Origin of the sequence: Brachybacterium phenoliresistens, assembly GCF_000576425.1 — a bacterium.
GTDB classification, from domain to species: domain Bacteria; phylum Actinomycetota; class Actinomycetes; order Actinomycetales; family Dermabacteraceae; genus Brachybacterium; species Brachybacterium phenoliresistens.
In genome coordinates, this window is the sequence record NZ_KK070001.1 from 49,090 (window position 1) to 73,643 (window position 24,554).

The following is a 24,554-nucleotide window of genomic DNA, read 5'->3' on the forward strand; positions in this document are numbered from 1 at the left end:
GGGCGCCGCGCCCCGGGGCCGGCTGATCGCGGCCCGGGGCGTCGAGGCATCGGATCCCTCCTTGACAGGCCCGCCCCGCGGCCATACACTTAGTCATATGGCTAAGTATTCCGGCGATCCCGACCCCGAGGTCGACCTCGACCGGATGTTCCATGCGCTGGCCGACGGGACCCGCCGGGCGATGGTCGCCCGGCTGGTCCACGGACCCGCCTCCGTGAGCGAGCTCGCCGAGCCCTTCGGCATGGCTCTGCCCACGGTGGTCCGTCATCTGCAGGTGCTCGAGGAGGCGCGGATCGTCTCCTCCGAGAAGGTGGGCCGGGTCCGCACCGTCCAGCTGATGCCCGATGCGATGGTCCCCGCGAACGCCTGGATCATGGCCCACCGCCGACCGCAGGAGAGCCGCCTGGACCGTCTGGGCGAGCTCCTGGACCGGCACGACCCCGCCGAAGAGGATTGACATGACCCAGCACACCCAGACCCACGCCACCTTCGTCCTCGAGCGCCGGTACCCCGTCCCCGTGGACCGGGTATGGGCGGCCTTCGCCGACCCGGAGATCAAGCGGACCTGGTTCGGCGGCGGCGAGTTCGTCGACGTCTCGCGCAGCGACGACTTCCGCGTCGGCGGCACCTGGACCGACGACGGCCGCCCCGGCGAGGACGGGCCGATGTCCCGCTTCCGCGCCACCTACACCGACATCGTCGAGAACGCGCGGATCGTCTACAGCTACGACATGTGGCTGGACGACGCGCACGCCTCGACCTCGCTGTCCACCGTCGCCCTCGAGGCCGTCGACACCGCCGAGGGCCCGGCGACCCGCCTCACCTACACCGAGCAGGGCGTCCACCTCGACGGCGTGCACGGCCCCGGCCCCGAGGCCGCCGCCGGCCGCGAGGAGGGCACCGCCGGGCTGCTCGACGCCCTCGGGGCGACGCTCACCGCCGGCCGCTGAGCGAGCGCAGGTATCGCTGCGTGTAGAGGCGCTGCATGAGCAGCACCGCCGGGTACGCCGCCCGGAAGATCCAGCCGGCGGGCCGGGAGAAGGCCCGGATGCGCAGCCAGACGGAGCCGTCCGGGTCGTGCTCGACCAGGAACACCTCCTCGCCGCGCTCCGGATGCCCGGGCAGGGTGCCGTAGGCGAAGCCGCGCACGGCGGGCTCGCCGGCGCCGCCCTCCTCGTCGACCGTGTACACGACCCGGCACGGCACGTCCCGGGGCCACAGCGGAACGCGCATGAGAACCACGTCCCCCGCGGCGAGCGGACCCTCGTGCGGGGCCGCGACCTCGATGCCGGAGCGCCGCTGGATGCCCCAGCGGAGCGTCTCCTGCGCCGCGGCGCGCCAGGCGGCCTCGCCCCGGCCGATGCGCACCCGCCGTTCGACGGCCCGATAGCCGCGGGGCGGCCGCGACCGCAGATCGGCGCGGCGGGTCGCGCCGACCTCGGCGTACGTGAAGGTGTCCCCCGTGTGCATCAGGCCATCGTGCCACCGTGCGCGGTGGCGGCGGTGCCGAGGGCGCGGTCCCGATAGGGTCGAGGCACCCCATCCCCAGGAGCTGCCGCCGTGGTCCTCAAGACCCTCGCCATCGGACTGATCGTGCTGCTGCTCGCGCTGCGGCTGCTGCGCGGCCGGCTGGGCAGCGCCCTGCTCGGCGTGTCCGAGCGGGTGATCGACCTGGTCTACATCGGTGCGCTCACGGTGACCCTGGGGATCTCGATCGCCGCCGAGCAATGGCTGCTGGTGGCGATCTGCGCCGTGCTGCTCCTGCTGCGCGGGGTGGAGGCGCTGCGGGCCCGTCGGTCCCGGTCCCGCGCCTGAGCGGACCGCTCCGCCCGGCGGGGTCCGACGTTCCCGCGGGAACGCCGGATCCGATCATCCCCGGGGGTCGGCGTCCTCCCGCGGCGGCGCCGGAGTCTCGTCGACGGGCCGCGATCCGCCGAGGCGCTCCCGGAGCCTGTCGCGGACGGCGCGGACCGCCTCGCGCCCCCGGTCCAGCTCGGCCCGGCGCTCGTCGATCACCGCGAGCTGCCCCTCGAGCACGGCCAGGCGCTGCGCGTCGCTCATCGTGTCCCAGTCCCGCAGCTGCGTGCGCATCTGCTCGAGGGAGAAGCCGGCGTTCCGGCCGGCGATGATCAGCTCGAGGCGGCGCACCGCCCCCGGGCCGTACTCCCGGTAGCCGTTGGCGCCGCGCGCGACCTGCCCGGGACTGAACATGTCCTCGCGCTCGTAGTGGCGGATCGCCGAGGGTGCCAGACCCGTGCGTCGGGACAGCTCGCCGATGCGCATGGCGTCCCCCCTTGACCTTGAAGCGGCTTCACACTTTACCGTCCAGGGAGTCAGCGCATCGTCGTCGCGAAGGAAGTCCTCCATGTCCCCTGTGCTCCCGCTGGTCCCGTGGCTCGCCGCCGGCGCCGCCGCCCTGTTCGCGATCCGTCTGGTGCTGTTCGCGGCGCTCCACCTGGTCCCCGGCGGCGTCCATCCGGTGCGCCACGCGGTGAGCGACTACGCGGCATCGCCGCAGCCGCGCACCCGGCGCCTGGCGACAGCGGCCTCCTGGTCGATGGCCGGGGCGTGGGTGGTGCTGGGCGCGGCGGTGCTGGCCGACTCCGCAGTCTCGGGCGCCATGGCGCAGCCCGGGCTCTGGATGCTCGTGCTGGGCGCGGTGCTGGCCCTGATGCCCCTGGTGCCCACGGATCTGCCCGATGCCCCGACGACGCTGCGCGGGCGGGTGCATCTGCTGATGGCGATCGCCTGGTTCACGATCACCTACTCCGAGATCGGGCCGATGCGCCGCATGCTGGGCGGGTCCGCCCTCGCCGGCGCGGTCTCGGCGCTCGGGGCGATCGCCGCGGTGGGCCTGGCCGCGCTGATCATCTCCCGCCTGGTGCCGGCGCTGCGCACCCGCACCTTCGGGATCAGCGAGCGGGTGTTCATCCTCGCCGTGACCCTCGCGCCGCTGCTCCTGGCGATCGGCCTGGCGGCCGGCTGATCGCCCGGCACCACGGCCGGGGCACCCCGTGGCCAGCACCCCGATCCCGCGGCCCAGCGCCCCGGGGCGGCTCCTGCCGACCGGGACCCGGACCGACGGAAGAGGCCGCCTCCCTCACGGGAAGCGGCCTCTGTCCTGCGCGGTGGAGACTAGGGGGGTCGAACCCCTGACCTGAAGCTTGCAAAGCTACCGCTCTACCAACTGAGCTAAGTCCCCGTATCGAGTTGTGCGATCCCGGCGCACCCGGGGGTGCGGGCCTCGGATCAGGAGGCGGGGATCTTCTCCGACTCGCCGGAGCCGGAGACCCTCTCGGCCTCGGCCCAGAGGTCGTTCTCGAGGCGGTCGGCCTCGACCTTCCTCCAGACAAGGAGACCGGCGACCGTGGTGCCGATCAGGACTGCTGCGAGCTTCACGAGCTTCATCTCGAATCCTCCGATACCTCGAAGTGGGCCTAACTGGACTTGAACCAGTGACCTCTGTCTTATCAGGACAGCGCTCTAACCGACTGAGCTATAGGCCCGTGCGACGTCGATCCCGCTCTCGCGGAACCTCTGCCGACGCACAACTGTACAGCCGGGGCGGGATCGGAGCCAACTCGGGGTGCGCGACTGTCCCGCAGGTCACAGAGCAGCGGTCAGAGCCCGTCCGCGTCGTGCCAGAGGTTCTGCCATCGCCAGTCGATGGGGTCGCCGGCGCGCTGGTACCGGATGTCCGTGGACAGCCGCAGGGTCCCCGTCCCGTCGACGTTGTCGAGGGCGGCATGGATGATGTGCGCCGAGTGCACGACCACGTCACCGGCGGCGTAGTCGGTCACCAGCCAGCGGGCGTCGTGCTCCTCCGCGAGGGCGGGGAGATCCGCCGTGATCGAGGCCGCCGGGCGCCGCAGCCGCCCCTGCGCCTCCTCGCGCAGCACGCGGCGGTGGCTGCCCTCGAGATAGGTGAGACCGCCCCGCTGCCGCGGACAGTCCCCGAGGGGGATCCACAGGGAGAGCACCCGATCGGTCCCCTCCCGCAGGTAGACCAGGTCGTAGTGCGCCTGCGTCGCCGTGCCGATCCCGGACTCGCCGGGGCGGGTGTGCCGGATGATCCGGCGCCGATGCAGGTGGACGCGATCCCCGAGCAGCCAGGCGAACCAGTTCCGGATCCGCGGCAGCGTGCACAGGCGCTCGTACTGCGCCGAGGGCACGATCTCCTCGAACAGCCGGCGGCGCAGCAGGGCCCGGTCGATCTCCTCGCCGGCGTCGATCCCCGCGGGAGCCCGGTCATCGTCCGGGACCAGGCCCGTGCCGCGCATCGCGGAGAAGTAGAAGCGACGGAAGTCGAGGACCTCCCGGGCGGGGAGGTGTCCGGGCAGGTACAGATACCCGTCCCGTCGCAGGCGGTGCCAGAGGGCGTCCCGGTCCTGGCGTTCGTCCGCCGGCACCGGCTCCAGCGGGCCCAGCCGCTCCGGTCGCTCGTCGAGGACATATCCGTTCGAGGTGAGCATGCATCCAGCCTCCGCGCCGCCGACGGGCATGTCCCGGACTTCTCGCGACAGAGGACCAGGACTATCCTCACGGGCATGCCGCAGCCCGAGACCAGGCCGTGGGCGCACTACGCCCCGATATCGCACATCCTGCGCGATTCCGGTCTGTGCTGCCTGGGTGCCGGGGAGCAGCAGGGCACCCCCGCGCCGGTGCGGCGCCGCGTGCTCGGCCACCACGCGATCCTCGTCATCACCGCGGGGACGGGCCGCTTCGAGGACGCCGCGGGGAGCCACCGGATCAACGGCCCGTCCTGGCTGTGGCTGGATGCCGGCCGATGGCACAGCTACCGCCCCGATCCGGCCGGCTGGAGCGAGCACTGGGTCCTCCTGGACGGGATCGGTGCTCGGGCCTATCGCCCGGCCGTGCGCGGCCCCGGAGACGCCGTGGTCCGGCCGCTGCGGATGCCCGAGGGGCAGGTCGGGACCGTGTTCGAGCAGCTGCGCTCCGCGACCGGCTCCCCGGGTCGCACGGCCGCGCTGCGGGCCTCGGCCCTGGTGCACCGCCTCCTCGGGGAGCTGCTGCCCGCCGACGGGGACGATGCCGCGGCCTCCGTGGTGGACGAGGTGGTGCGATCGGCGGCCGAGCACCTCACGGTCCTGCAGCGGGCCGCGCGCGCCGGGATCAGCCCTGCGCAGCTGCGCGAGGAGATCCACGGGCGCACCGGGATGACGCCGCACGAGCTGGTCCTGGCCGTGCGGCTGCGCAGCGCCCAATCTCTCCTGGCGGGCACCGATCTGAGCATCACCCGGGTCGCCGCGGACGTCGGCTTCGAGGACGCCTCGTACTTCGCCCGTCTGTTCCGCCGTCCCATCGGCCTGACGCCGCGGGAGTTCCGGGCGCAGCACCGCCGTCCGGACGTGCCGCCGGACCCCGCGCCGGGGACGCCCTCGCCCTGACGCGCATCACGGCAGCTCGGCATCGGGCCGGAACGGCAGCGGGCCCCGTGGATGTCCACGGGGCCCGCTGCGCGACGACGAGGTTCTCAGTCGTCGGTGAAGGTCATGGTCAGGCCGCCCAGCAGCGCCGCCACGATGTTGTAGAGGAACGCCAGCAGCGTGCCCAGGGCGGTGATGATGACGACGTTGACCGCCGCGATCACCGTGCCGTAGCTGACGAACTTGGAGAAGGTGAAGAACTCCATGAACGGCAGCGGATCGCCGCCGGTGAGGTCGCGGCCCAGGCTGTCGATCGAGGCCCAGATGCCCATGGCGTTGACGATGTTCCACAGCAGGATGATCGCCACCACCGTCGCGATGCCGATCGCGATCGCGATGAGGAAGCTGAGCTTCATCACCGAGAACGGGTCCACGCTGGACAGGGTCAGTCGGACGCGGCGCACCACCCGGGCGTCGGCGTCGTCCGCGGCCGCCTTCTTGGCGGGGCTGCGGCTCGAGCCCTTGGACGCGTCGCCCGATCCCTGAAGGGACTCGCCCGTCCCCTCCGCCGGGGAGGCGGCGGACGGCGCCGCCTCGGCCTCCGGCGTCGAGGTCTGCTGATCATTGCTCGCCACGGGTCACTCCTCGGGATCTTCGTCGCCTGCGCGCAGGGCGTCGGACTCGTCAGAGCCTAGAGCATCGGCCTGGTCATCCGGCGCCTGTGCTCCCCCGGCGTCCGGCGCCTCGTCGATGGCGCCCTGCTCCTCCACGCTACCGCCCGGCTCCTGGGAGCCCGGCGCCGGCGCGCCCTCGGGGCTGCCGTCGCCGGCGCCCTCGGCCTCGTCCTCGTCGACCTCCGACTCGGCCGAGGTGGTCACGAGCATGATGCGGTCGCCCTTGTCGGGCTTGGCGAAGATGACGCCCATGGTGGTGCGGCCCTTGGCCGGGACCTCGGCGACCTTCGAGCGGACCACCTTGCCCTTCTCCATCACCACGAGCAGCTCGTCGGACTCGGTGACCACGGCCGCGCCCACCAGGTGGCCGCGGTCGTCGGGCAGCTTGGCCACGCGGATGCCGAGGCCTCCGCGGCCCTGCAGGCGGTACTCGTCGATCGGGGAGCGCTTGGCGTAGCCGCCGTCGGTCACGGTCACCACGAAGGTGTCGGGACGGACCACGTCCAGGGCCAGCACCTCGTCGTCGCCGCGGAACTTCATGCCGGTGACGCCGCTGGTGGCGCGGCCCATCGGCCGCAGGACCGCGTCCTCCGCGGGGAAGCGGACGGACTGCCCGCCGGTGGAGACCAGCAGCAGGTGGTCGTCGCTGTTGACCACGCGGGCGCCGACCACCTCGTCGGTGCGCAGCCCCTCGGGGCCCTGCACCTCGCGCAGGTTGATGGCGATGATGCCGCCCTGGCGGCTGGAGTCGAAGGCCGTCAGCGGCGTCTTCTTGACCAGGCCGGACTTCGTGGCCAGCACCAGGTACTCGGCGTCCTCGTAGGAGGAGATCGCCAGCACCGAGGCGATGCCCTCGTCGGGCTGGAAGGCCATCAGGTTCGCCACGTGCTGGCCCTTGGCGTCGCGCGGCGCCTCGGGGATCTCGTAGCCCTTGGCCCGGTAGACGCGCCCGGCGGTGGTGAAGAACAGCAGCCACTGATGGGTGGTGGTGGTGAAGAAGTGCTCGACCACGTCGTCGGCGCGCAGCGTCGCCCCGCGCACGCCCTTGCCGCCGCGCTTCTGCGCCCGGTACTGGTCGGTGCGGGTGCGCTTGACGTAGCCGCCGCGGGTGATCGTGACGACCACGTCCTCCTCGGGGATCAGGTCCTCCATCGACATGTCGCTGTCGAAGGGGAGGATCTGGGTGCGCCGGTCGTCGCCGAAGCGGTCGACGATCTCGGCGAGCTCCTCGGAGACGATCTCGCGCTGGCGCTGCGGGGAGGCGAGGATCGCGGTGTACTCGATGATCAGCGCCTCGAGCCGGTCGTGCTCCTCGATGATCTTCTGGCGCTCCAGGGCGGCCAGGCGGCGCAGCTGCATCGACAGGATGGCGTTGGCCTGGATCTCGTCGATCTCCAGCAGCTTCATCAGGCCGGTGCGCGCCTCGTCGGCATCGGGAGAGCGGCGGATCAGGGCGATGACCTCGTCCAGGGCGTCCAGGGCCTTGAGGTAGCCGCGGTAGACGTGGATCTGGCGCTCGGCCTCGGCGAGCAGGTACTGGGTGCGCCGCACGATCACGGTGATCTGGTGCTTGGTCCACTCGCGCACGAAGGAGTCGATCGACAGGGTGCGCGGCACCCCGTTGACCAGCGCCAGCATGTTCGCGGAGAAGTTCTCCTGCAGCGAGGTGTGCTTGTACAGGTTGTTCAGCACGACCTTGGCGACGGCGTCGCGCTTGAGGGTGAGGACCAGGCGCTGGCCGGTGCGGCCGGAGGTCTCGTCGTTGATGTCGGCGATGCCCTGCAGCTTGCCGAGCTTGACGAGCTCGGCGATCTTCCGGGCGAGGGTGTCGGGGTTGACCTGGTAGGGCAGCTCGGTGATCACCAGCGCCATGCGCCCGTTGATCTCCTCGGTGGAGACGACCGCGCGCTGGGTGATCGAGCCGCGCCCGGTGCGGTACGCCTCCTCGATGCCCTTGGTGCCCACGATGGTCGCGCCCGAGGGGAAGTCGGGGCCCTTGATGCGCGCCAGGCACGCGTCGAGCAGCTCCTCCTTGGTGGCCTCGTAGTTGGTCAGCAGCCACTGCACGGCGTCGGCGACCTCGCGCAGGTTGTGCGGGGGGATGTTGGTGGCCATGCCCACCGCGATGCCGGCCGAGCCGTTGCACAGCAGGTTCGGGAAGCGGGCGGGCAGGATCTCCGGCTCCTGGAGGGTGCCGTCGTAGTTGTCCCGCATGTCGACGGTGTTCTTGTCGATGTCGCGGACCAGCTCCAGGGCCAGCGGCGCCATCTTGCACTCGGTGTACCGCGCGGCGGCGGCGCCGTCGTCGCCGGCCGAGCCGAAGTTGCCCTGCCCGAGGATCAGCGGGTAGCGCATGTTCCACGGCTGCACCAGACGCACCATGGCGTCGTAGATCGCGGAGTCGCCGTGGGGGTGGTACCCGCCCATGACCTCGCCGACGACCTTCGCGCACTTGGAGAAGGAGCGGTCGGGGCGGTAGCCGCCGTCGTACATCGCATAGGTGATGCGGCGGTGCACGGGCTTGAGGCCGTCGCGGACGTCCGGCAGGGCGCGGTCCACGATCACGCTCATGGCGTAGTCGAGGAAGGAGCGCTGCATCTCGTGGTTGAGGTCGACCTGCGTGATGAGGTCGCCCTCGCCCTCGTCGAGGGGGTCGACCAGGGTCACGGTGCGGTGCTCGGCGTCGGCGGCGCTGACCTCGTGGCCGCCGGCGGGCGCGCTGTCGGGGCCGACGGGGGCGCCGGAGCCGGTGGCGTCCAGGGCGGGGTCGGGCAGGTCGCCGGGCAGGTCCTCCTGGCCGGGGTTCTCGGGGGTCTGGGGGGTGTCGCTCATGCGGAGCCACCTTTCACGCGAAGACGGAGGTCACGGGTGCACGTCTCGGGGCGGCCGGGCGGGGCCGCGCGCCGAGCAGGTCAGATGTCCAGGAAGCGCACGTCCTTCGCGTTCTCCTGGATGAAGCGGCGGCGGGACTCGACGTCATCGCCCATGAGCACGGAGAAGATCGCGTCGGCATCGGCGGCCTCGTCCACGGTGACCTGCTTGAGGGTGCGGGTGGCGCGGTCCATCGTGGTGTTCTGGAGCTCCTTCCAGTCCATCTCGCCGAGACCCTTGTAGCGCTGGATGCCGTTGTCCTTGGGGATCCGCTTGCCGGCCGCGCGGCCCTCGACCAGGCGGGTGTCGCGCTCCTCGTCGCTGAAGACGTAGTCGTGAGGGGCGTTGGACCACTTCAGGCGGTACAGCGGCGGCATCGCGATGAACACGTGGCCCAGCTCGATCAGCGGGCGCATGTAGCGGAACAGCAGCGTGAGCAGCAGGGTGCAGATGTGCTGGCCGTCGACGTCGGCATCGGCCATCAGGATGATCTTGTGGTACCGCAGCTTGGAGGCGTCGAAGTCGTCGCCGATGCCCGTGCCGAAGGCCGTGATCAGCGAGCGGACCTCCTGGTTGTCCAGCGCGCGGTCCAGGCGGGCCTTCTCCACGTTGAGGATCTTGCCGCGGATGGGCAGGATCGCCTGGGTGCGGGGGTCGCGGCCCTGCACGGCGGAGCCGCCGGCGCTGTCGCCCTCGACGATGAAGATCTCCGACTCGCCGGGGTTGCGGGAGGCGCAGTCGCGCAGCTTGCCCGGCATGCCGCCGCTCTCCAGCGGGGACTTGCGGCGGGTCGCATCGCGCGCCTTGCGGGCGGCCTCGCGGGCCATCGCCGCGGACTGCGCCTTGCGGACGATGTCGCGGGCCTCGTTCGGGTGGGACTCGAACCAGGCGCCGAGCTCCTCGGTCATCACCTTGGAGACGAAGGTGCGGGCGATGGTGTTGCCGAGCTTCGTCTTGGTCTGGCCCTCGAACTGGGGCTCGCCGAGCTTGACGGAGACGACGGCGGTCAGGCCCTCGCGGATGTCCTCGCCGGTGAGGTTGGCGTCCTTCTCCTTGAGCACGCCCTGCGCCCGGCCGTACCGGTTGACGATGCCGGTCAGCGCGGAGCGGAAGCCCTCCTCGTGGGTGCCGCCCTCATGGGTGTTGATGGTGTTGGCGTAGGTGTGCACGGACTCGGAGTACGCGCCGGTCCACTGCATGGCGATCTCCACCGAGATCATCGCCGTGGTGTCCTCGGCCTCGAAGCCGATGATGTCGGGGTGGATGACCTCGGCGCGCTTGGCCTTGTTGATGAAGTCGACGAAGTCCGCCAGGCCCCGCTCGTAGCGGTAGGAGACCGTCTTGGGGCCGACCGGCTCGCCGGCGTGCTCCGCCTCGCGCTCGACGTCGAGGGCCTCGTCCTCGTCCTGCTCCGGGAGCCGCTCGTCGGTGAGGGAGATGCGCAGGCCCTTGTTGAGGAAGGCCATCTGCTGGAAGCGCTTGCGGAGGGTCTCGAAGTCGTAGACCGTGGACTCGAAGATCTCCGGGTCCGCCCAGAAGGTGATGGTGGTGCCGGTCTCCTCGGTGGCCTCGCCCTTGTCCAGGGGCGCGGCGGGCACGCCGCGGTGGTAGGCCTGGCGCCACACGTGGCCCTCGCGGCGGATCTCGACCTCCATGCGGCGCGAGAGCGCGTTGACCACGGAGGAGCCCACGCCGTGCAGGCCGCCGGAGACCGCGTAGCCGCCGCCGCCGAACTTGCCGCCGGCGTGCAGGACCGTGAGCACGACCTCGACGGCGGGGCGGCCCTCGGTGGGGTGCATCTCCACGGGGATGCCGCGGGCGTGGTCGACCACGCGCACGCCGCCGTCCTCCAGCAGCGTGACCTCGATGGAGTCGCCGTGCCCGGCCATCGCCTCGTCGACGGAGTTGTCGACGATCTCCTGGACCATGTGGTGCAGGCCGCGCTCACCCGTGGAGCCGATGTACATGCCCGGCCTCTTGCGGACGGCCTCGAGGCCCTCCAGGACGGTGATGTCCGAGGCCTCGTAGTGCTCAGGGGAATGGGCGGCGGTCTGGGCTGCGCTCTGGCTCACGGAAGGATCCGCTCCTCGGGGTCCGGCGTCCCCGGCGAGGTGCCGCGCCGGGGTGGTCCGCGCCGCCGCCGGGGCGCCGCCGGATGCCGGTGCGAGACGGCGTCCGCGGCCGCGCGAGGGCGGTGGCCGAACCTTCTCGATCCTACCGGAAACCGGTCCCGAAATCACGTCGACGGGCCGTCGACGCGGGGTCTCTGAGACGCACCAGATGCCCCTGAGAGCCGCGCAAGGGCCGCTGCGAGCGATTCGCGCCCCGGGAGACGAGGGCCTGTACGTCTCCCCGGGCGCTCGGCCCTCACAAGGCCGCTGGCGCGCTCGGGCCGGCGGCCGATGGGGCCGGCGGCCGCTCAGCCGAGGCCGGCGAGCACGCGGGCGGTCGCGATCGCGGCCGCCGCGGCCTCGTGGCCCTTGTCCTCCCGGGAGCCCTCCAGCCCCGCGCGGTCCAGCGCCTGAGCATCGTCGTCGCAGGTCAGAAGCCCGAAACCGACGGGGACGCCGTGCTCCAGGGCGACCCGGGAGAGCCCGTCGGTGGCGGCGTGGCACACGTAGTCGAAGTGCGGGGTGCCGCCGCGGATCACGACGCCGAGCGCGACGACCGCGTCGTGGCTCGCCGCGAGGCGGTCCGCGATCACCGGCAGCTCGAAGGAGCCGGGGGCCCGCACCAGCAGCGGCTCGACGCCGGCCTCGGCGCAGGCGCGCTGCGCGCCGGCGATGAGGCCGTCCATCACCTGCTCGTGCCAGGACGAGGCGACGATCGCGACCGACAGCGCGGGGGCGTCGGCGGCGGGGGCGAGGTCGAGGGTGGGGCTTCCGTGTCCGCTCATGCGGTCTCTCCGTTCGTGCGGTGCGCGCCCGGGCGGGCGGCAGGGGTGCTGACAGGGGTGGTGGGGGCAGGGGTGCTAGCGGGGGACGCGGCGCCCGGCAGGCCCACCAGGTGGTGGCCCAGCCGGTCGCGCTTGGTGGTGAGGTAGACGAGGTTCTCCGCGGTGGGGTGGACGTCGAGGTCGACGATCTCGGCGATCTCCACGCCGCCCTCGCGCAGGGCCTCCGCCTTGACGGGGTTGTGGCTGAGCAGCGCGATCCGCTCCACGCCCAGGTGGGAGAGGATCCGCGGGACCACCGCGAAGGAGCGGGCATCGGCCGGCAGCCCCAGCTCGAGGTTCGCCTCGACGGTGTCGCGGCCCTGGTCCTGCAGCGCGTAGGCGCGCAGCTTCTCCACCAGGCCGATGCCGCGGCCCTCGTGCCCGCGCAGCAGCACCAGCACGCCGCGCCCGGCGGCGGCGATCCGGGCCAGGGACTCCTCCAGCTGGGGGCCGCAGTCGCAGCGCCGGCTGCCGAAGACGTCGCCGGTCACGCACTCGGAGTGCACGCGGGTGAGGACGGGATCGGCGGTGGTGACGTCCCCGCGCACCAGCACCAGATGCTCGGCGGTGCCCTCGCGCACCGCGAAGGCCGAGAAGGTGCCGTGAGGGGTGGGCAGCTCCACCGGCGCGGTCGCCTCGAACGCCACCGAGGCCGGGATGCGCGCGGACGCCGCCCCCCGCACCTCGGAGCGCCGGTGGGCGACGAGATCCTCGATGGAGATCATGGCCAGGCCGTGCGCATCGGCGAACTCGCGCAGCGCCGGGGCGCGCATCATCTCGCCGTCGTCGTGGACCAGCTCGACCAGCACCCCGGCGCGGGGGCGCCCGGCGAGGGTGACGAGGTCCAGCGCCGCCTCCGTGTGGCCGCGCCGCTCGAGCACGCCGCCGGGACGGGGCCGCAGCGGGAACACGTGCCCGGGCCGGGTGAGGTCGTGGGCGACGGACCCGGCATCGGCGAGCACCTGCAGGGTGCGGGCGCGGTCCGCGGCGCTGACCCCGGTGGTCACGCCCTCGCGGGCGTCGACGGTGAGGGTGTAGGCGGTGCGCAGCGGATCCTCGGGGTCCGGGACCATGGCCGGCAGCTCGAGCTCGTCCAGCCGCTCCCCGGGCAGGGAGACGCAGATGATGCCGGTGGAGAACCGGACCGCGAAGGCGAGCAGCTCGGCGGTGGCATCGGCCGCGGCGAAGATGATGTCGCCCTCGTTCTCGCGGTCGGCGTCGTCGACCACGACCACGGGGCGTCCCGCGGCGATCTCGGCGATCGCGCGGTCGACGGGGTCCAGGCGCACGCTCATCGCTGCGCCGCCTCGCCCTCGGCCGTGCCCGGGGCGGGACGGGTCCCGGGCAGCAGCCGCTCGACGTGCTTGGCCAGCACGTCGACCTCGATGTTCACGCCGGCGCCGGCCGTGCGCAGGCCCAGGGTGGTGCGGGCGAGGGTCTCGGGGATCAGGCCGATGGTGATCTCGTCCGCTCCGAGGGCGGCGACGGTCAGGCTCACGCCGTCCACCACGATCGATCCGCGATCGACCACGTAGCGGCCGGTGCCGGCGGGCAGGGCGATGCGCAGCAGGTGCCCGCCTTCGCCGCCGCCGTTGGCCAGCACGGTGCCGACGCCGTCGACGTGGCCCTGGACGATGTGGCCGCCCAGGCGCCCGTCGGCCCGCAGGGAGCGCTCAAGGTTGACGCGGTCCCCGGCGGCGAGGGTGCCCAGGGTCGTCGCGGCGAGGGTGGTGGCGATGACGTCGGCCGTCCAGATCTCGCCGTCGATCGCGGCGACGGTGAGACAGCAGCCGCTGACGCTGATCGAGTCGCCGAGGGAGACGCCCTCGAGCACGTGGGCGGCGCGGATGCGCAGGCGGGCGGGGCGGTCCTCGCCCGCGGCGGGCAGCTCGAGCGACACGACGGTGCCGAGCTCCTCGATGATTCCGGTGAACATGGGGGTCCTTCTTCCTGGGGGCTTCCGGGCTGGGGCGTTTCAGCGCTGCGCCGGGGCGGGCCGGCGGGGGCGCGGACGGAGGGTGAGCTGGAGGTCGGTGCGGCCGTCGGCGGAGGTCAGCGGGGCCACGTCGAGCAGATCGAGGTCGAGCGCGTCGCCGATGCTCGTGATCCCGAGGTCGCCGAGGGCGGGCGCGCCGGCCCCGAGCAGCTTCGGGGCCAGGTGCACGAGCAGCTCGTCCACGCAGCCCGCGCGCAGGAAGGCGGCCAGCAGCGTCGGCCCGCCCTCGAGCAGCACGTGACGGCGGCCGCGGGCATGGAGGTCGGCGAGGGCGGCGTGCGGATCACGGGTGCGCAGGTGCACGGACTCGCCGGCGCCCTCGACGGCGAGCAGCTGCGGCGCCGGGCCGGTGCCCATCACGGCGCGCAGCGGCTGGCGCGGGTGCAGGGTGCCGTCGCTCCGGCGCGCGGTCAGGCTCGGACGGTCGATGCCGGCGGTGCCGGTCCCCACCAGCACCGTGTCGCAGGCGGCGCGCAGGAGGTGGACCTCCTCCCGCGCCGCAGGGCCGGTGATCCAGCGGCTGCTGCCGTCCGCGGCGGCGGCCCGACCGTCCAGGGTGGCGGCGATCTTCGCGGTGACCAGGGGACGGCCGGTGCCCAGGGCGTGCTCCCAGCCGCGGTTGAGCTCCGCGGCGCGGGCGGCCAGATCGGCGGGGACGTCGAGGTCGACGTCCAGGCCCGCGGCGCGCAGCAGCGCGGCGCCGCCGGCGGCGACGGGGTTGGGGTCCCGGCGGGCGATGACGACGCGGGAGATCCCGGCGGCGATCAGGGCCTGCGCGCAGGGACCGGTGCGGCCGGTATGGGTGCACGGCTCGAGGGTGACCACGGCGGTGGCGCCGGCGACGTCGACACCGTCCGCGGCGGCGCGGGCGAGGGCATCGGCCTCGGCATGGGCGGTCCCGGCGCCGCGATGGAATCCCTCGGCCAGCACGCGGCCGGTCGGATCCAGCAGCACGCAGCCCACCCGGGGGTTGGGGCCCAGGGGAACGCGGGGATCGGCGGCCAGCTCGAGGGCGCGGCGCAGCGCCTCGCGCTCGGCGCCCTGCGGCCCGGTGCCGGGGTCGCGCCCGGCGGTGCGGTGCTGCGGCATGCTCGTCCTCCTCCGTCCGCGCTCGCGGCTCGGAGGGAGGAAAGGGTTCGCGCAGTGCACGACCACGGGAGGCGGCTCGCCGGGCGCGCGGGAGCCGCGCGACCGAGAGTCGTCCCGAGGACGTGTTCGCGTGCTCTTCCCATCCGGACTCTCACCGTCGGTCCAGGAGTTCCACCTGGTCAGCCGAGGGCCAGAGGCCATCGGGTCGCGGACTGTCACCGCCGGCTCGGAATTTCACCGACCCCAGTGCACGCGAGCTTCTCAGCTCGTCGATCAGTCACGCTAGCACTGCCCGGGCCGCCGTGGCATGTGAGCTGCCCGTCACCGCGCTCAGCCGTAGGTGTCGCGCGGACCCCTCCAGGTGACGGTGCGCCGGCCCTTCTTCCAGGACTGCGCGGCCGGTCCGGTCACCTTCAGCTCGCTGATGACGTGGGCGCCGACGTGCTCCTCGATCGCGGTGATGAGCTGGGCGGAGATCATGCGCAGCTGGGTGGCCCAGGCCGAGGAGGAGGCGCTGACCACGAGCACCCCCTCGTCCAGGGACACGGGCCGGCAGTGCTGGGCGACCTGCTCGCCGACGATCGTGTCCCATTCCTCCAGCACGCGCCCCGCCCGGACGCCCTCGTCCCAGCCGAGGTCGCCGAGCACGCGGCGCAGCACCAGCTCGATGCCCTGGGGATCGCGGGGATCGGGCCGGGCGCCGGAGTAGCCGGGGGCGTGCGTGGAGCGGTCGCGCGGGCCGCGGGCCTGGGTCGCCCGGGAGATGGGGAACAGCCCGCGGTCCCGGGCCGCGGCCCGGGAGCGGTTCACCGTGCGCCGGGCGAGCTCGAAGGGATCATCGGGCCGCGCCAGCTCCGGCGGATCGGCGGGGTCGGGGTCGACCGGATCCTCCCGCGGGCCGTCCGGGTCCGGGGCGGCCGCGGGATCCGCATCGGCCGGAGGGAGCGCCGGACCCGGCCGGCGGCCGGAGGCGGCGGGGCGCGCTGCGGCGCCCCGACGCTCGGGGGCGGACGGACGCTCGGGGGCGGACGGACGCTCGGGGGCGGACGGACGCTCGGGATCGGCGGGCCGCTCGGGGACGCCGGGACCCGACGGCGCGGACGGCTCGGGCCGGCGCCAGGTCGAGAGGTCGTACGGGTTCGGGGCGCCCCCCTGGCGCCTCACCATCCGGACACCGCCGAGCTCGCCGACCCCGTCGCCCCCGCATCCCGCGGCACCGCGCGGCCGCTGGTCACGTCGACCACGTGGATCGCGCCGTGCAGGGAGGCGGGGATGTCGGTGTCGTTGGCCGTGGTGATGAGGACCTGGTCCGCGCCGGTGACGATGCGTCCCAGGCGCTCGCGACGGTGCACATCCAGCTCGCTGAACACGTCGTCGAGGATCAGGATCGGCTCGCCGTCGCCGAGGTCGCCCTCCTCCAGGCGCAGCAGGTCGTAGGAGCCCAGCCGCAGGGCCAGGGCCAGGGACCAGGACTCGCCGTGGCTGGCGTAGCCCTTGGCGGGGAAGTCGTGCAGACGGATCTCGAGGTCGTCGCGGTGCGGTCCCACCAGGGTGACCCCGCGGTCGACCTCGTCCTCGCGGCGCGCGGCGGCGATCTCGAGGATCGCGTCGTGGATCTGCTGCAGCCCGGGCAGCTCGCCCGGCTGCGGGGCCAGCACCTCGAGCGCGGCGGAGGTGTAGGCGATGTCGGCCGGGGAGCGCACCTCGCCGCGATCCTGCGGCGGCAGGTCCAGGGCGAGCTCGGCGCCCTCAGCGGTGGCCACGCGCAGGTACGAGTAGCCCACATGGGGGCGCAGACGGTTGACCAGATGCAGCCGGGCCCGGGTGAGCTCGGCGCCGAGACGGGCGAGCTGGGCGGTGAACACCTCGAGGGTGGACTCGGCGGCCTCGGCCGGATCGAGACCGCCCACCGGGCGGGCGCCGCCGCGGCGCATGCTGCGCATCTGCTTGAGCAGGCCGGAGCGCTGCTTGACGACGCGGTCGTAGTCGGCCTTGACCCCGGCGTAGCGCGGGGCGATGAGGAACAGCAGCTCGTCCAGGAAGCGGCGCCGCCCCTCGGGATCGGCCTTGACCAGGCCCAGGTCCTCGGGGGCGAAGAGCACGGCCCGCACCTCGCCGAGCAGGTCCCGCAGCCGCGCCACGTTCTGCCCCTGCAGCCGGGCGCGGTTGGCCTTCCCGGGCGTGATCTGCAGATCCACCTGCAGGTCCCGGCCCGCGCGGCGGAAGCTCGCCCGGATGATCGCCGTCTGCGCCCCCCGATGCACGAGCGCCGCGTCGTGCGGGACGCGATGGCTCGAGAGGGTCGCGAGGTACCACAGCGACTCGACGATGTTCGTCTTGCCCTGGCCGTTGGCCCCCACGAAGACGGTGATGCCCGGGCCGAAGCCCAGCTCGAGACGCGGGTAGGAGCGGAAGTCGGTGAGGTCGAGGGCGGTCAGCTGCACGCCGGCACCTCGGGGCTCAGATCCGCATGGGCATGATCAGGTACTTGTACGTGCTCTCCGGCGCGCCCTCGAGGGACTCCTGGCCGCTCATGACCGAGGGCTTGATGGAGTCGGTGAAGGTCAGCCGCGCGAAGTCCGCGCCCAGCGCGCCGAGCCCGTCGAGCAGGAAGCCGGAGTTGAAGCCGACCACGAGCTCCTCGCCGTGCAGATCGGCCTCGAGCACCTCGGAGGCCTGCGCGTCGTCGCCGGCGCCGGCCTCGAGGGCGACCTGGCCGTCGCTGAAGGACAGCCGCACCGGGGTGTTGCGCTCGGCCACCAGGGACACGCGCTTGACGGCGTCGATCAGCGGGGCGGTCGCGACCACGGCCGTGATCGGGGAGGAGTCCGGGAACAGGCGGCGCACCGGCGGGTAGTCGCCGTCGACCAGGGTCGAGGTGGTGCGGCGGCCGGCCGACTCGAAGCCGATCAGGTGCGCCCCCGACTCCTCCGACAGGGCGATGTCCACGCTCGAGCCGGTCGACAGCGACCGGGCGACCTCGTGCAGGGTGCGGGCCCGGACCAGGGCCGTGAGCTCGACGCCGGGGTTGGTCGGATGCCAGGTCAGCTCCCGCAGCGCCAGGCGGTAGCGGTCCGTGGACATGAGGGTCATCTTCTCGCCGGAGATCTCCACCCGCACGCCGGTCAGCAGCGGGAGGGTGTCGTCCTTGGAGGCGGCGACGGTGACCTGGGAGATGGCCTCGGCGAAGACGTCCGCGGCGACGGTGCCGGCGACCGGCGGCATCGTCGGCAGCTGGGGGTACTCCTCGACCGGCAGCGTGGCCAGGGCGAAGTGCGCGCTCCCGCAGCGGACCTGCAGCTTCGTCCCCTCCAGGGCGATGGAGACGTCCTTGTTCGGCAGCGCCCGGACGATGTCCGAGAGCATGCGCCCCTGGACCAGCACCTCGCCCGGGGTCTCCACCTCCGCCGCGATCGTGATCTGCGCGCTGACCTCGTAGTCGAAGGTCGAGAACTGCAGCTCGCCCGCAGGATCGGCGATGATCCGCACGCCCTGCAGGATCGGCATCGCCGGACGGACAGGGAGGGTGCGGGTGGCCCAGGAGACGGCGTCACCGAGGACACCGCGATCAAGGTGGAACTTCACCGTCGCCACTCCTTCGCAGTGGTTGAGAGCTGATGGAGCCCTAGCGTATCCGCACGTTTCGGCTTCCCGCGACACGCCGGGCGCATCTGCGCCGGTCCCCGGCCCCTGCGCAGCTCCCCGGAGCCGCCGCGGGCCCTCGCTCGACGACCCGACTTCTCCACAGCACACGGGGAACAAAGACAAGAATCCTCTTATTCACAGCTGTGCACTCTGGGGAGAACTGCCATCGTCGCAGGTCATACGCGTCGAACGGGTCGTGGAGAGGTTCTGGACCTCTCCGCCGCCCCTGTGGGCGCGGTGTGCACAGCAGCGCTCGAGCGCTCCGGAGGCGTCATTCGCCCGTGCACATCGCCTCTTGGGCAGATGCTCAGTTCTCCACACTGTCCACAGAGTTGTCCCCAATTGGGGATGACCTGCATCGGAGCATCCCCGGGATTCCGGATGTGATCCGCGACCGATCCTCAGCGGACCTGGTCGGCGCTCGAGTTCTTGATCCGCGCGGTGAGCTCGGTGACCTGGTTGAAGATCGCCCGGCGCTCCTTCATGAGCTCGGCGATCTTCTTGTTCGCGTGCATGACCGTGGTGTGGTCGCGGCCGCCGAACTCCTTGCCGATCCGGATCAGCGGCATGTCGGTGAGCTCGCGGCACAGGTACATGGCGATCTGCCGCGCCGTGACCAGCACGCGGGTGCGGGCGCCGCCGGTCACCTGATCCACGGTCAGACCGAAGTACGCGGCCGTCTGGGCGATGATCGTGGCAGCGGTGATCTCCGCACCCGAGTCGTGGGTGAGGAGGTCCTTCAGCACGCTCTCGGCCAGGGAGACGTCCATCGGCTGCCGGGACAGGGAGTGCAGCGCCTGCACGCGGATCAGCGCGCCCTCGAGCTCGCGGATGTTCGTCGAGATCCGCGAGGCGATGTACTCCAGGACGTCGCGGGGGACCTCCTGGGTGTTCTCCATCTCGACCTTCTTGCGCAGGATCGCGATGCGGGTCTCGAGGTCCGGCGGCTGCACGTCGGTCATCAGACCCATCTCGAAGCGCGAGCGCATGCGGTCCTCGAAGCCGCCCAGCTGCTTCGGCGGCAGGTCCGAGGTGATGACGATCTGCTTGTCCGCGTTGTGCAGCGTGTTGAAGGTATGGAAGAACGCCTCCATCGTCTCCGGCGCGCGCTGCAGGAACTGGATGTCGTCGATCAGCAGGATGTCGATGTCGCGATATCGGCGGTGGAACTCCTGCGCCTTGCCGAACTGGCCGGACTGGACCGAGTTGATGAAGTCGTTCGTGAACTCCTCGGAGTTGACGTACCGCACCTCGATGCCGGAGTACATCGACTGGGCGTAGTGGCCCACCGCATGCAGCAGGTGCGTCTTGCCCAGCCCCGAGCCGCCGTAGATGAACAGCGGGTTGTAGGCCTTGGCCGGGGCCTCGGCCACGGCGGAGGCCGCGGCCTGCGCGAAGCGGTTGGAGGCGCCGATCACGAAGGTCTCGAAGGTGTACTTCGCGTTCAGACGCGAGTCCGAGCCCAGGGTCGAGTCCCCGCCGTCCTGCGGGGCAGGGTGCGGGGAGGCGGCCGATGCGGGCCGCTGCTGGAGGTGGCGGCGCTCGAACAGGGCCGCGGGCTCGTCGTCCCGGACCGGCTCGGGGCGCGCCGGCCGCTCCGCGAACGGCGAGTCGTCGTCCTCGCGGACGCGCTCCTCCCGGCCGCGCGGCGAGGAGGCCTCGCGCGGCTCCCTGCTCTCGCGCGGCTCGCGGTGCTCCCGCGGCTCGGGGCGGCGCAGCGGCGGGTTGTCCACAGCATCGTCCACAGCGCTCTCGCGGCGCGGGGCAGGGGCCGGGGAGCTGGTCGCCGGGCGGTCCTCGTCCTCGGAGCCGGACATCAGCAGCGTCGCGTCGATGGTCACCGCGAAGCGGGTCTCCCGGCCCACGGCCTGCGTGAGCGCGGAGCTCAGGGCCGCGGCGTAGCGCTGCTCGAAGACGTCCTTCGCCCAGCTCGAGGGCACGGCGAGCAAGGCGGTGTCCGCGACCACGGCCATCAGGCGGGAGAGCGTCAGGAAGGCCATGGCGCGCTCGTTGACCTCGTCCTCCCGGCGCAGGACGCGCAGGGTCTCGTCCCAGGTCGCGTCGAGGTCGAGGGTGCTGTCATCCATGGTGGTCTCCGAGGGCAGTGGCCGGTTGTCCACCCAGTTTTCCACATCGCCGAGGGCGCTGGGGACCTCGGGCAGGCGGTTGTGCACATCCTCGCGCCGCGGGCCGCGCGGCGGGGGCCCGACCGGCCCGCCGCGGATGAGAATCCCGCCACAGTCCGCGTGACCTGCGCCGCTGTGATTGACCGCGTCGAGGCTCGCTCCTAGACTCGTGCAGTCAGTCCTGTGCGCCGTGTCGCAGCAATGCGGCGGGCGGCATGCGGTTGCAGCCCCGTTCCCGCGGGTGCGCCCCGGTCGTCTCCCGATCGCACAGCAGACCACCAGCCACCGTGGGGGCACACCCGTGCCCACGACCGAGGAGAACCGATGTCCAAGCGCACGTTCCAGCCGAACACCCGCCGCCGCGCCAAGAAGCACGGCTTCCGCGCCCGCATGCGCACCCGCGCCGGCCGCGCCATCATCAACGCCCGCCGTTCCAAGGGCCGCGCCGAGCTCTCGGCCTGAGCCCGGCGCGTCCGGGCAGGCCCGGCCCATGTCCTGGGCGCGGCACCGGCTTCGCACCGGCGACGACTTCCGCGCGGTCTCCCGACAGGGAAGCCGCAGCGCACGATCCCACGTGGTGGTGCATCTGGCCCTCCTCCCGCAGAGGGGGCCGGAGCCCCGCGTGGGATTCGTCGTGTCCAAGAAGGTCGGCAACGCCGTGGTGCGCAACCGGACGGCCCGGCGGCTGCGCGAGATCTTCCGCGCCCGCATGGACCGCCTGCCGCCCGGGACCGACGTCGTGATCCGGGCGCTGCCCGGCATCGACGGCCTCGCCTTCGCCGAGCTCGAGGACCAGGTCGCCGGCGCCCTGGACTCCGCGCTCGACAAGGCCCGGCGACGGGCCGGGCGCTCCGCAGGAGCCGCGCGGTGACCGCCGCCGCCCGCCCGGGCCCGCTCTCCTGGATCCTGCGGGCCCCGCGCCGGCTGCTGCTCCTGCCGATCCGCGCCTACCAGGTGGGGATCTCGCCGTACACGCCGCCGGCCTGCCGGTACTACCCGGTGTGCTCGCAGTACGCCGTGGACGCGCTGCACGTGCACGGCGCGGTGAAGGGGACCCTGCTGGCCACCGCCCGGATCGTGCGCTGCAACCCGATCAGCCGAGGCGGCACCGATCCGGTGCCCGCTCCCGGCATGTGGAGGAATCCACGCCGATGACGGCCGCACAGGCCCCAGGCCCTACCCTTGACCAAGACTCCGACCCGCAGCTGTCACATCGCATGGACGTCATGCGCGTACCGACAGCAGGAAGATCAGGCCGATGAACATTCTGTACCCCATCGAGTGGGCCGTCGCATGGATCATGGTGCGCTTCCATGACCTGCTCTCGCTCTTCATGGATCCCCACTCGGGATGGACCTGGCTGCTGTCCATCGTGGGCCTGACGGCCGTCGTCCGCACGCTCATCATCCCGCTGTTCGTCAAGCAGATCCGCTCCTCGCGGGCCATGCAGACCGTCTCCCCGCAGCTGCAGGCCGTGCAGAAGAAGTACAAGGGCAAGACGGACCAGGAGTCCCGGCAGAAGATGGCCGAGGAGACCATGGCCATCTACAAGGAGGCCGGGGCCAGCCCGCTCTCGTCCTGCCTGCCGATCCTGCTGCAGATGCCGATCTTCTTCGCCCTGTTCCGGGTGCTGTTCTACAAGCTGCCCGAGGCGGCCGAGCAGAACGTGGCGTTCGGCCCGCTCTCCGCCGATCTCGCCGACAGCGCGCACGACGCGATCCTCATCGGCACCACGACCATCTCCCACAGCTTCCTGGCCGGGGACATCTCCGCCAAGATCGTCGCCGGGGTCATCATCGCCCTGATGTCCTTCGTCACCTTCATCACCCAGAAGGAGCTGACGATGCGCAACATGCCGCCGGCGGCCCTCGAGGGGCCGATGGCGAGCACGCAGAAGATGATGATGTACATGCTCCCGTTCATCTACGTGATCACGGGACCGGGCATGCCGATCGGTGTGCTCATGTACTGGTTCACCACCAGCGTGTGGACCCTCGTGCAGCAGTGGATCGTCATCCGCTCGACCCCGACGCCGGGCTCCGCCGCGGAGACCGCCCGCCATGAGCGCATCAACGCCAAGCGCGCGCGCAAGGGCCTCGAGCCGCTGGACTTCAAGCCCAAGAAGCCCGTCGTCGCCGAGCCCGAGGAGGAGGCGCCCATCCGCGTCCAGCCCTCCGGCAAGAAGCGCGCCGGCGGCAAGAAGCTGTCCGATGAGGAGAAGCTCGCCCAGGCGCGCGAGGCCCGTGCCCGCGCCGCCGAGGAGCGCCGCATCAAGGCGCAGGAGTCCCAGAAGGACAGCGACTCCGACTTCCTCTCCGGCGGGTCCTCCGCCGTGGACAAGCGCAAGAAGAAGCGCCGCAGCTGAAGCTCCCCGCCCCGGGGCATCGACGCCCCGGGGCCCGGTCGTCCCCGTTACCTCGTCCCGAGCACTCCCTTGGAGGACCTCCCATGAACGACATCACCGCGCCCTCCGTGACGGACGGCGAGACCCCCGACGCCCCCGAGCCGGCCGCGGCCGATGCCGCCTCCCCGTCCGCCGCCGAGGAGCCGGCGGCCGAGGCCGCAGTCGCATCGGCCGCAGATCCCGAGGCCGACGAGGAGGAGGCGCGCCCGGCGGAGACCGCCGAGGAGCGCCTGAAGCGCCTCGAGGAGGAGGGCGACATCGCCGCCGACTACCTCGAGGAGCTGCTGGACATCGCCGACATGGACGGCGACATCGACATCGACGTGGACGGCGACCGTGCCTCGGTCGAGATCCGCGGATCCGACCAGCTGTCCCGGCTCAACAAGCCCTCCGGCGAGCTGATGGACGCCCTGCAGGAGCTCGCGCGGCTGGCCGTGCAGACCCGGACCGGGGAGCGCTCGCGCCTCATGCTGGACATCGGCGGCTTCCGCGCCGAGCACCGCACCAGCCTCGAGGAGCTCGCGGCCGGCGCGATCGCGAAGGTCGCCGAGAGCGGGGAGTCCGTCCCGCTGCGGCCGATGAACCCCTTCGAGCGCAAGGTCGTCCATGACGTCGTCAAGCGCGAGGGCCTGCGCTCGGAGTCCGAGGGCGACGGCAAGGGCCGCCACGTCGTCATCTACCCCTCCTGATCGCGAGCACCCCACCGATGTCCGCGCAGCTTCCCGATTCCCTGCGACCCCTCGCCGAGCGCCTGTTCGGCGAGCGTCTCCCGCTGGCCGAGCGCTACACCGGCATGCTCGCCGTGGCGGGGCCCGAGCGCGGACTCATCGGCCCGCGCGAGGTGGACCGGCTCTGGGAGCGGCACGTGCTGAACTGCGCGCTGCTCGTCGAGGCGATCGGGCCCGATGCCCGGACCCTCGCGGACGTCGGCTCCGGGGCAGGGCTGCCCGGGGTGGTCGTCGCGATCGCCCGGCCCGACCTGCAGGTCACGCTCATCGAGACGATGCAGCGACGCGCCACCTGGCTGGAGGAGGTGGAGGCGGAGCTGGGTCTGGGCATGGAGGTGCTCCGGGCCCGCGCCGAGGATCTCCACGGCCGGCGCACCTTCGACGTGGTCACGGCCCGCGCCGTCGCCGCCCTGGACAAGCTCGCCAAGTGGACCCTGCCGCTGGTCGCCGAGGGCGGCGAGCTGGCCGTCATGAAGGGCTCCTCCGCGGCGGAGGAGATCGACGCGGCGACCAAGACCCTGCGCCGGCTGGGCGGCGTCGACCCCCGCGTCGAGATCCATGGGGGGTCCGAGGTGGAGGTTCCCACTACAGTGGTCAGGGTGCAGCGCCGTGCCGCTGGTTCGAGGAAGGGAGATGCCCGTGGCTGAAGCCCGCGACCGTTCCTCCGGCGGAGGGGATCCCCTGGAGGACACGCCCCTC

At 72.5% G+C, this 24,554-nt stretch carries 26 protein-coding genes, 2 tRNA genes and 1 riboswitch; of the genes, 11 read left to right on the top strand and 17 right to left on the bottom strand.

From position 1 onward, the window contains the following. The first annotated feature begins 97 nt into the window (after window positions 1-97). Together BF93_RS15095 and BF93_RS15100 are read left to right on the top strand one after the other, a co-directional pair. Window positions 98-457, top strand: a complete 360-nt coding sequence (locus tag BF93_RS15095; protein ID WP_038373771.1) for an ArsR/SmtB family transcription factor — start codon at window positions 98-100, stop codon at window positions 455-457. Between the two features lies 1 nt (window position 458). Further along, window positions 459-950 (top strand): SRPBCC domain-containing protein, encoded by a 492-nt coding sequence (locus BF93_RS15100; protein WP_038373772.1) that lies wholly within the window; start codon window positions 459-461, stop codon window positions 948-950. Here BF93_RS15100 and BF93_RS15105 read toward each other — a convergent pair. Further along, window positions 934-1,470 (bottom strand): DUF1990 family protein, encoded by a 537-nt coding sequence (locus BF93_RS15105; protein ID WP_038373774.1) that lies wholly within the window; start codon window positions 1,468-1,470, stop codon window positions 934-936. The two genes, BF93_RS15100 and BF93_RS15105, sit on opposite strands and share 17 nt — an antisense overlap. Window positions 1,471-1,560: 90 nt before the next feature. Here BF93_RS15105 and BF93_RS15110 point away from each other — a divergent pair, with 90 nt between their 5' ends. Next, complete coding sequence (locus BF93_RS15110) at window positions 1,561-1,815, top strand: hypothetical protein (RefSeq protein ID WP_038373775.1); 255 nt, start codon at window positions 1,561-1,563, stop codon at window positions 1,813-1,815. Window positions 1,816-1,869: 54 nt separating this feature from the next. Here BF93_RS15110 and BF93_RS15115 read toward each other — a convergent pair whose 3' ends face one another. After that, window positions 1,870-2,283: a MerR family transcriptional regulator gene (locus BF93_RS15115; RefSeq protein ID WP_051487034.1), complete on the bottom strand. Its 414-nt coding sequence runs from the start codon at window positions 2,281-2,283 to the stop codon at window positions 1,870-1,872. Window positions 2,284-2,365: 82 nt separating this feature from the next. Here BF93_RS15115 and BF93_RS15120 point away from each other — a divergent pair, with 82 nt between their 5' ends. Then, complete coding sequence (locus BF93_RS15120) at window positions 2,366-2,986, top strand: DUF998 domain-containing protein (RefSeq protein WP_051487035.1); 621 nt, start codon at window positions 2,366-2,368, stop codon at window positions 2,984-2,986. Window positions 2,987-3,129: 143 nt separating this feature from the next. Here the strand turns inward: BF93_RS15120 and BF93_RS15125 are convergent. From BF93_RS15125 to BF93_RS15135, 4 genes are all read right to left on the bottom strand, one after another. Next, window positions 3,130-3,202 (bottom strand) — tRNA-Ala (locus tag BF93_RS15125). Window positions 3,203-3,249: 47 nt separating this feature from the next. Continuing rightward, a complete protein-coding gene (locus BF93_RS19855) occupies window positions 3,250-3,408 on the bottom strand; it encodes a DLW-39 family protein (RefSeq protein WP_198025451.1) in 159 nt (52 codons plus the stop codon). A gap of 24 nt (window positions 3,409-3,432) precedes the next feature. After that, a tRNA-Ile gene (locus tag BF93_RS15130) sits at window positions 3,433-3,506 on the bottom strand. 114 nt (window positions 3,507-3,620) lie between these two features. Continuing rightward, window positions 3,621-4,472 carry a phytanoyl-CoA dioxygenase family protein gene (locus BF93_RS15135; RefSeq protein ID WP_038373828.1) on the bottom strand — a complete coding sequence of 284 codons (852 nt, stop codon included), beginning with the start codon at window positions 4,470-4,472 and terminating at the stop codon, window positions 3,621-3,623. 75 nt (window positions 4,473-4,547) lie between these two features. Here BF93_RS15135 and BF93_RS15140 point away from each other — a divergent pair, with 75 nt between their 5' ends. Next, the gene (locus BF93_RS15140) at window positions 4,548-5,408 is read left to right on the top strand and encodes a helix-turn-helix domain-containing protein (RefSeq protein ID WP_038373776.1); all 861 of its coding nucleotides are present in this window, start codon (window positions 4,548-4,550) and stop codon (window positions 5,406-5,408) included. A gap of 86 nt (window positions 5,409-5,494) precedes the next feature. On the opposite strand, the gene BF93_RS15145 is transcribed toward BF93_RS15140, so the two are convergent. The 11 genes from BF93_RS15145 to dnaA form a co-directional block, all read right to left on the bottom strand. Further along, window positions 5,495-6,022, bottom strand: coding sequence for a DUF3566 domain-containing protein (locus BF93_RS15145; RefSeq protein WP_038373778.1), 528 nt, complete (start codon window positions 6,020-6,022; stop codon window positions 5,495-5,497). A gap of 3 nt (window positions 6,023-6,025) precedes the next feature. Beyond that, window positions 6,026-8,893 carry a DNA gyrase subunit A gene (gyrA, locus tag BF93_RS15150; RefSeq protein ID WP_038373780.1) on the bottom strand — a complete coding sequence of 956 codons (2,868 nt, stop codon included), beginning with the start codon at window positions 8,891-8,893 and terminating at the stop codon, window positions 6,026-6,028. Between the two features lie 80 nt (window positions 8,894-8,973). Beyond that, window positions 8,974-11,004, bottom strand: coding sequence for a DNA topoisomerase (ATP-hydrolyzing) subunit B (gene gyrB / locus BF93_RS15155; protein WP_038373781.1), 2,031 nt, complete (start codon window positions 11,002-11,004; stop codon window positions 8,974-8,976). Between the two features lie 347 nt (window positions 11,005-11,351). After that, window positions 11,352-11,828: a 6,7-dimethyl-8-ribityllumazine synthase gene (ribH, locus tag BF93_RS15160; RefSeq protein WP_038373782.1), complete on the bottom strand. Its 477-nt coding sequence runs from the start codon at window positions 11,826-11,828 to the stop codon at window positions 11,352-11,354. Next, window positions 11,825-13,162, bottom strand: a complete 1,338-nt coding sequence (ribB, locus tag BF93_RS15165; protein WP_051487038.1) for a 3,4-dihydroxy-2-butanone-4-phosphate synthase — start codon at window positions 13,160-13,162, stop codon at window positions 11,825-11,827. The genes ribH and ribB overlap by 4 nt, the downstream gene beginning before the upstream one ends. Next, a complete protein-coding gene (locus tag BF93_RS15170) occupies window positions 13,159-13,803 on the bottom strand; it encodes a riboflavin synthase (protein WP_038373783.1) in 645 nt (214 codons plus the stop codon). The genes ribB and BF93_RS15170 overlap by 4 nt, the downstream gene beginning before the upstream one ends. A gap of 39 nt (window positions 13,804-13,842) precedes the next feature. Continuing rightward, window positions 13,843-14,952, bottom strand: coding sequence for a bifunctional diaminohydroxyphosphoribosylaminopyrimidine deaminase/5-amino-6-(5-phosphoribosylamino)uracil reductase RibD (ribD, locus tag BF93_RS15175; RefSeq protein ID WP_051487039.1), 1,110 nt, complete (start codon window positions 14,950-14,952; stop codon window positions 13,843-13,845). 126 nt (window positions 14,953-15,078) lie between these two features. Then, window positions 15,079-15,208: riboswitch (FMN riboswitch) on the bottom strand. Between the two features lie 74 nt (window positions 15,209-15,282). Beyond that, window positions 15,283-16,119, bottom strand: a complete 837-nt coding sequence (locus BF93_RS15180; protein ID WP_038373784.1) for a DciA family protein — start codon at window positions 16,117-16,119, stop codon at window positions 15,283-15,285. Continuing rightward, window positions 16,113-17,396 (bottom strand): DNA replication/repair protein RecF, encoded by a 1,284-nt coding sequence (gene recF / locus BF93_RS15185; RefSeq protein WP_038373785.1) that lies wholly within the window; start codon window positions 17,394-17,396, stop codon window positions 16,113-16,115. Before recF ends, BF93_RS15180 begins: the two co-directional genes overlap by 7 nt. Window positions 17,397-17,412: 16 nt before the next feature. After that, the gene (gene dnaN / locus BF93_RS15190) at window positions 17,413-18,537 is read right to left on the bottom strand and encodes a DNA polymerase III subunit beta (protein WP_038373786.1); all 1,125 of its coding nucleotides are present in this window, start codon (window positions 18,535-18,537) and stop codon (window positions 17,413-17,415) included. 461 nt (window positions 18,538-18,998) lie between these two features. Continuing rightward, on the bottom strand, window positions 18,999-20,684 hold the full coding sequence (dnaA, locus tag BF93_RS15195; RefSeq protein ID WP_038373834.1) for a chromosomal replication initiator protein DnaA: 1,686 nt from the start codon (window positions 20,682-20,684) through the stop codon (window positions 18,999-19,001). A gap of 363 nt (window positions 20,685-21,047) precedes the next feature. Between dnaA and rpmH the strand changes: the two genes are divergently transcribed. The 6 genes from rpmH (at window position 21,048) to rsmG (ending at window position 24,502) form a co-directional block, all read left to right on the top strand. Further along, window positions 21,048-21,185: a 50S ribosomal protein L34 gene (gene rpmH, locus BF93_RS15200; protein ID WP_038373787.1), complete on the top strand. Its 138-nt coding sequence runs from the start codon at window positions 21,048-21,050 to the stop codon at window positions 21,183-21,185. 28 nt (window positions 21,186-21,213) lie between these two features. Beyond that, entirely contained in the window at window positions 21,214-21,594 is a 381-nt protein-coding gene (gene rnpA, locus BF93_RS15205; protein ID WP_038373788.1) for a ribonuclease P protein component, read from the top strand. Continuing rightward, complete coding sequence (gene yidD, locus BF93_RS15210; protein ID WP_051487041.1) at window positions 21,591-21,878, top strand: membrane protein insertion efficiency factor YidD; 288 nt, start codon at window positions 21,591-21,593, stop codon at window positions 21,876-21,878. The genes rnpA and yidD overlap by 4 nt, the downstream gene beginning before the upstream one ends. A 103-nt stretch (window positions 21,879-21,981) precedes the next feature. After that, window positions 21,982-23,088, top strand: a complete 1,107-nt coding sequence (gene yidC / locus BF93_RS15215; RefSeq protein ID WP_038373789.1) for a membrane protein insertase YidC — start codon at window positions 21,982-21,984, stop codon at window positions 23,086-23,088. A gap of 83 nt (window positions 23,089-23,171) precedes the next feature. Then, the gene (locus BF93_RS15220; protein WP_038373790.1) at window positions 23,172-23,816 is read left to right on the top strand and encodes a Jag family protein; all 645 of its coding nucleotides are present in this window, start codon (window positions 23,172-23,174) and stop codon (window positions 23,814-23,816) included. 17 nt (window positions 23,817-23,833) lie between these two features. After that, window positions 23,834-24,502 (top strand): 16S rRNA (guanine(527)-N(7))-methyltransferase RsmG, encoded by a 669-nt coding sequence (gene rsmG, locus BF93_RS15225; protein ID WP_038373791.1) that lies wholly within the window; start codon window positions 23,834-23,836, stop codon window positions 24,500-24,502. Window positions 24,503-24,554 lie beyond the last annotated feature (52 nt).

Excerpts from the sequence above, each read along its gene's own strand:
- BF93_RS15095 (WP_038373771.1), top strand. The coding sequence starts at position 98 with ATGGCTAAGTATTCCGGCGATCCCGACCCCGAGGTCGACCTCGACCGG.
- BF93_RS15100 (WP_038373772.1), top strand. The coding sequence starts at position 459 with ATGACCCAGCACACCCAGACCCACGCCACCTTCGTCCTCGAGCGCCGG.
- BF93_RS15105 (WP_038373774.1), bottom strand. The coding sequence starts at position 1,470 with ATGCACACGGGGGACACCTTCACGTACGCCGAGGTCGGCGCGACCCGC.
- BF93_RS15115 (WP_051487034.1), bottom strand. The coding sequence starts at position 2,283 with ATGCGCATCGGCGAGCTGTCCCGACGCACGGGTCTGGCACCCTCGGCG.
- BF93_RS15120 (WP_051487035.1), top strand. The coding sequence starts at position 2,366 with ATGTCCCCTGTGCTCCCGCTGGTCCCGTGGCTCGCCGCCGGCGCCGCC.
- BF93_RS19855 (WP_198025451.1), bottom strand. The coding sequence starts at position 3,408 with ATGAAGCTCGTGAAGCTCGCAGCAGTCCTGATCGGCACCACGGTCGCC.
- BF93_RS15135 (WP_038373828.1), bottom strand. The coding sequence starts at position 4,472 with ATGCTCACCTCGAACGGATATGTCCTCGACGAGCGACCGGAGCGGCTG.
- BF93_RS15140 (WP_038373776.1), top strand. The coding sequence starts at position 4,548 with ATGCCGCAGCCCGAGACCAGGCCGTGGGCGCACTACGCCCCGATATCG.
- gyrA (WP_038373780.1), bottom strand. The coding sequence starts at position 8,893 with ATGAGCGACACCCCCCAGACCCCCGAGAACCCCGGCCAGGAGGACCTG.
- ribH (WP_038373782.1), bottom strand. The coding sequence starts at position 11,828 with ATGAGCGGACACGGAAGCCCCACCCTCGACCTCGCCCCCGCCGCCGAC.
- ribB (WP_051487038.1), bottom strand. The coding sequence starts at position 13,162 with ATGAGCGTGCGCCTGGACCCCGTCGACCGCGCGATCGCCGAGATCGCC.
- BF93_RS15170 (WP_038373783.1), bottom strand. The coding sequence starts at position 13,803 with ATGTTCACCGGAATCATCGAGGAGCTCGGCACCGTCGTGTCGCTCGAG.
- ribD (WP_051487039.1), bottom strand. The coding sequence starts at position 14,952 with ATGCCGCAGCACCGCACCGCCGGGCGCGACCCCGGCACCGGGCCGCAG.
- BF93_RS15180 (WP_038373784.1), bottom strand. The coding sequence starts at position 16,119 with ATGGTGAGGCGCCAGGGGGGCGCCCCGAACCCGTACGACCTCTCGACC.
- dnaA (WP_038373834.1), bottom strand. The coding sequence starts at position 20,684 with ATGGATGACAGCACCCTCGACCTCGACGCGACCTGGGACGAGACCCTG.
- rpmH (WP_038373787.1), top strand. The coding sequence starts at position 21,048 with ATGTCCAAGCGCACGTTCCAGCCGAACACCCGCCGCCGCGCCAAGAAG.
- rnpA (WP_038373788.1), top strand. The coding sequence starts at position 21,214 with ATGTCCTGGGCGCGGCACCGGCTTCGCACCGGCGACGACTTCCGCGCG.
- yidC (WP_038373789.1), top strand. The coding sequence starts at position 21,982 with ATGAACATTCTGTACCCCATCGAGTGGGCCGTCGCATGGATCATGGTG.
- BF93_RS15220 (WP_038373790.1), top strand. The coding sequence starts at position 23,172 with ATGAACGACATCACCGCGCCCTCCGTGACGGACGGCGAGACCCCCGAC.
- rsmG (WP_038373791.1), top strand. The coding sequence starts at position 23,834 with ATGTCCGCGCAGCTTCCCGATTCCCTGCGACCCCTCGCCGAGCGCCTG.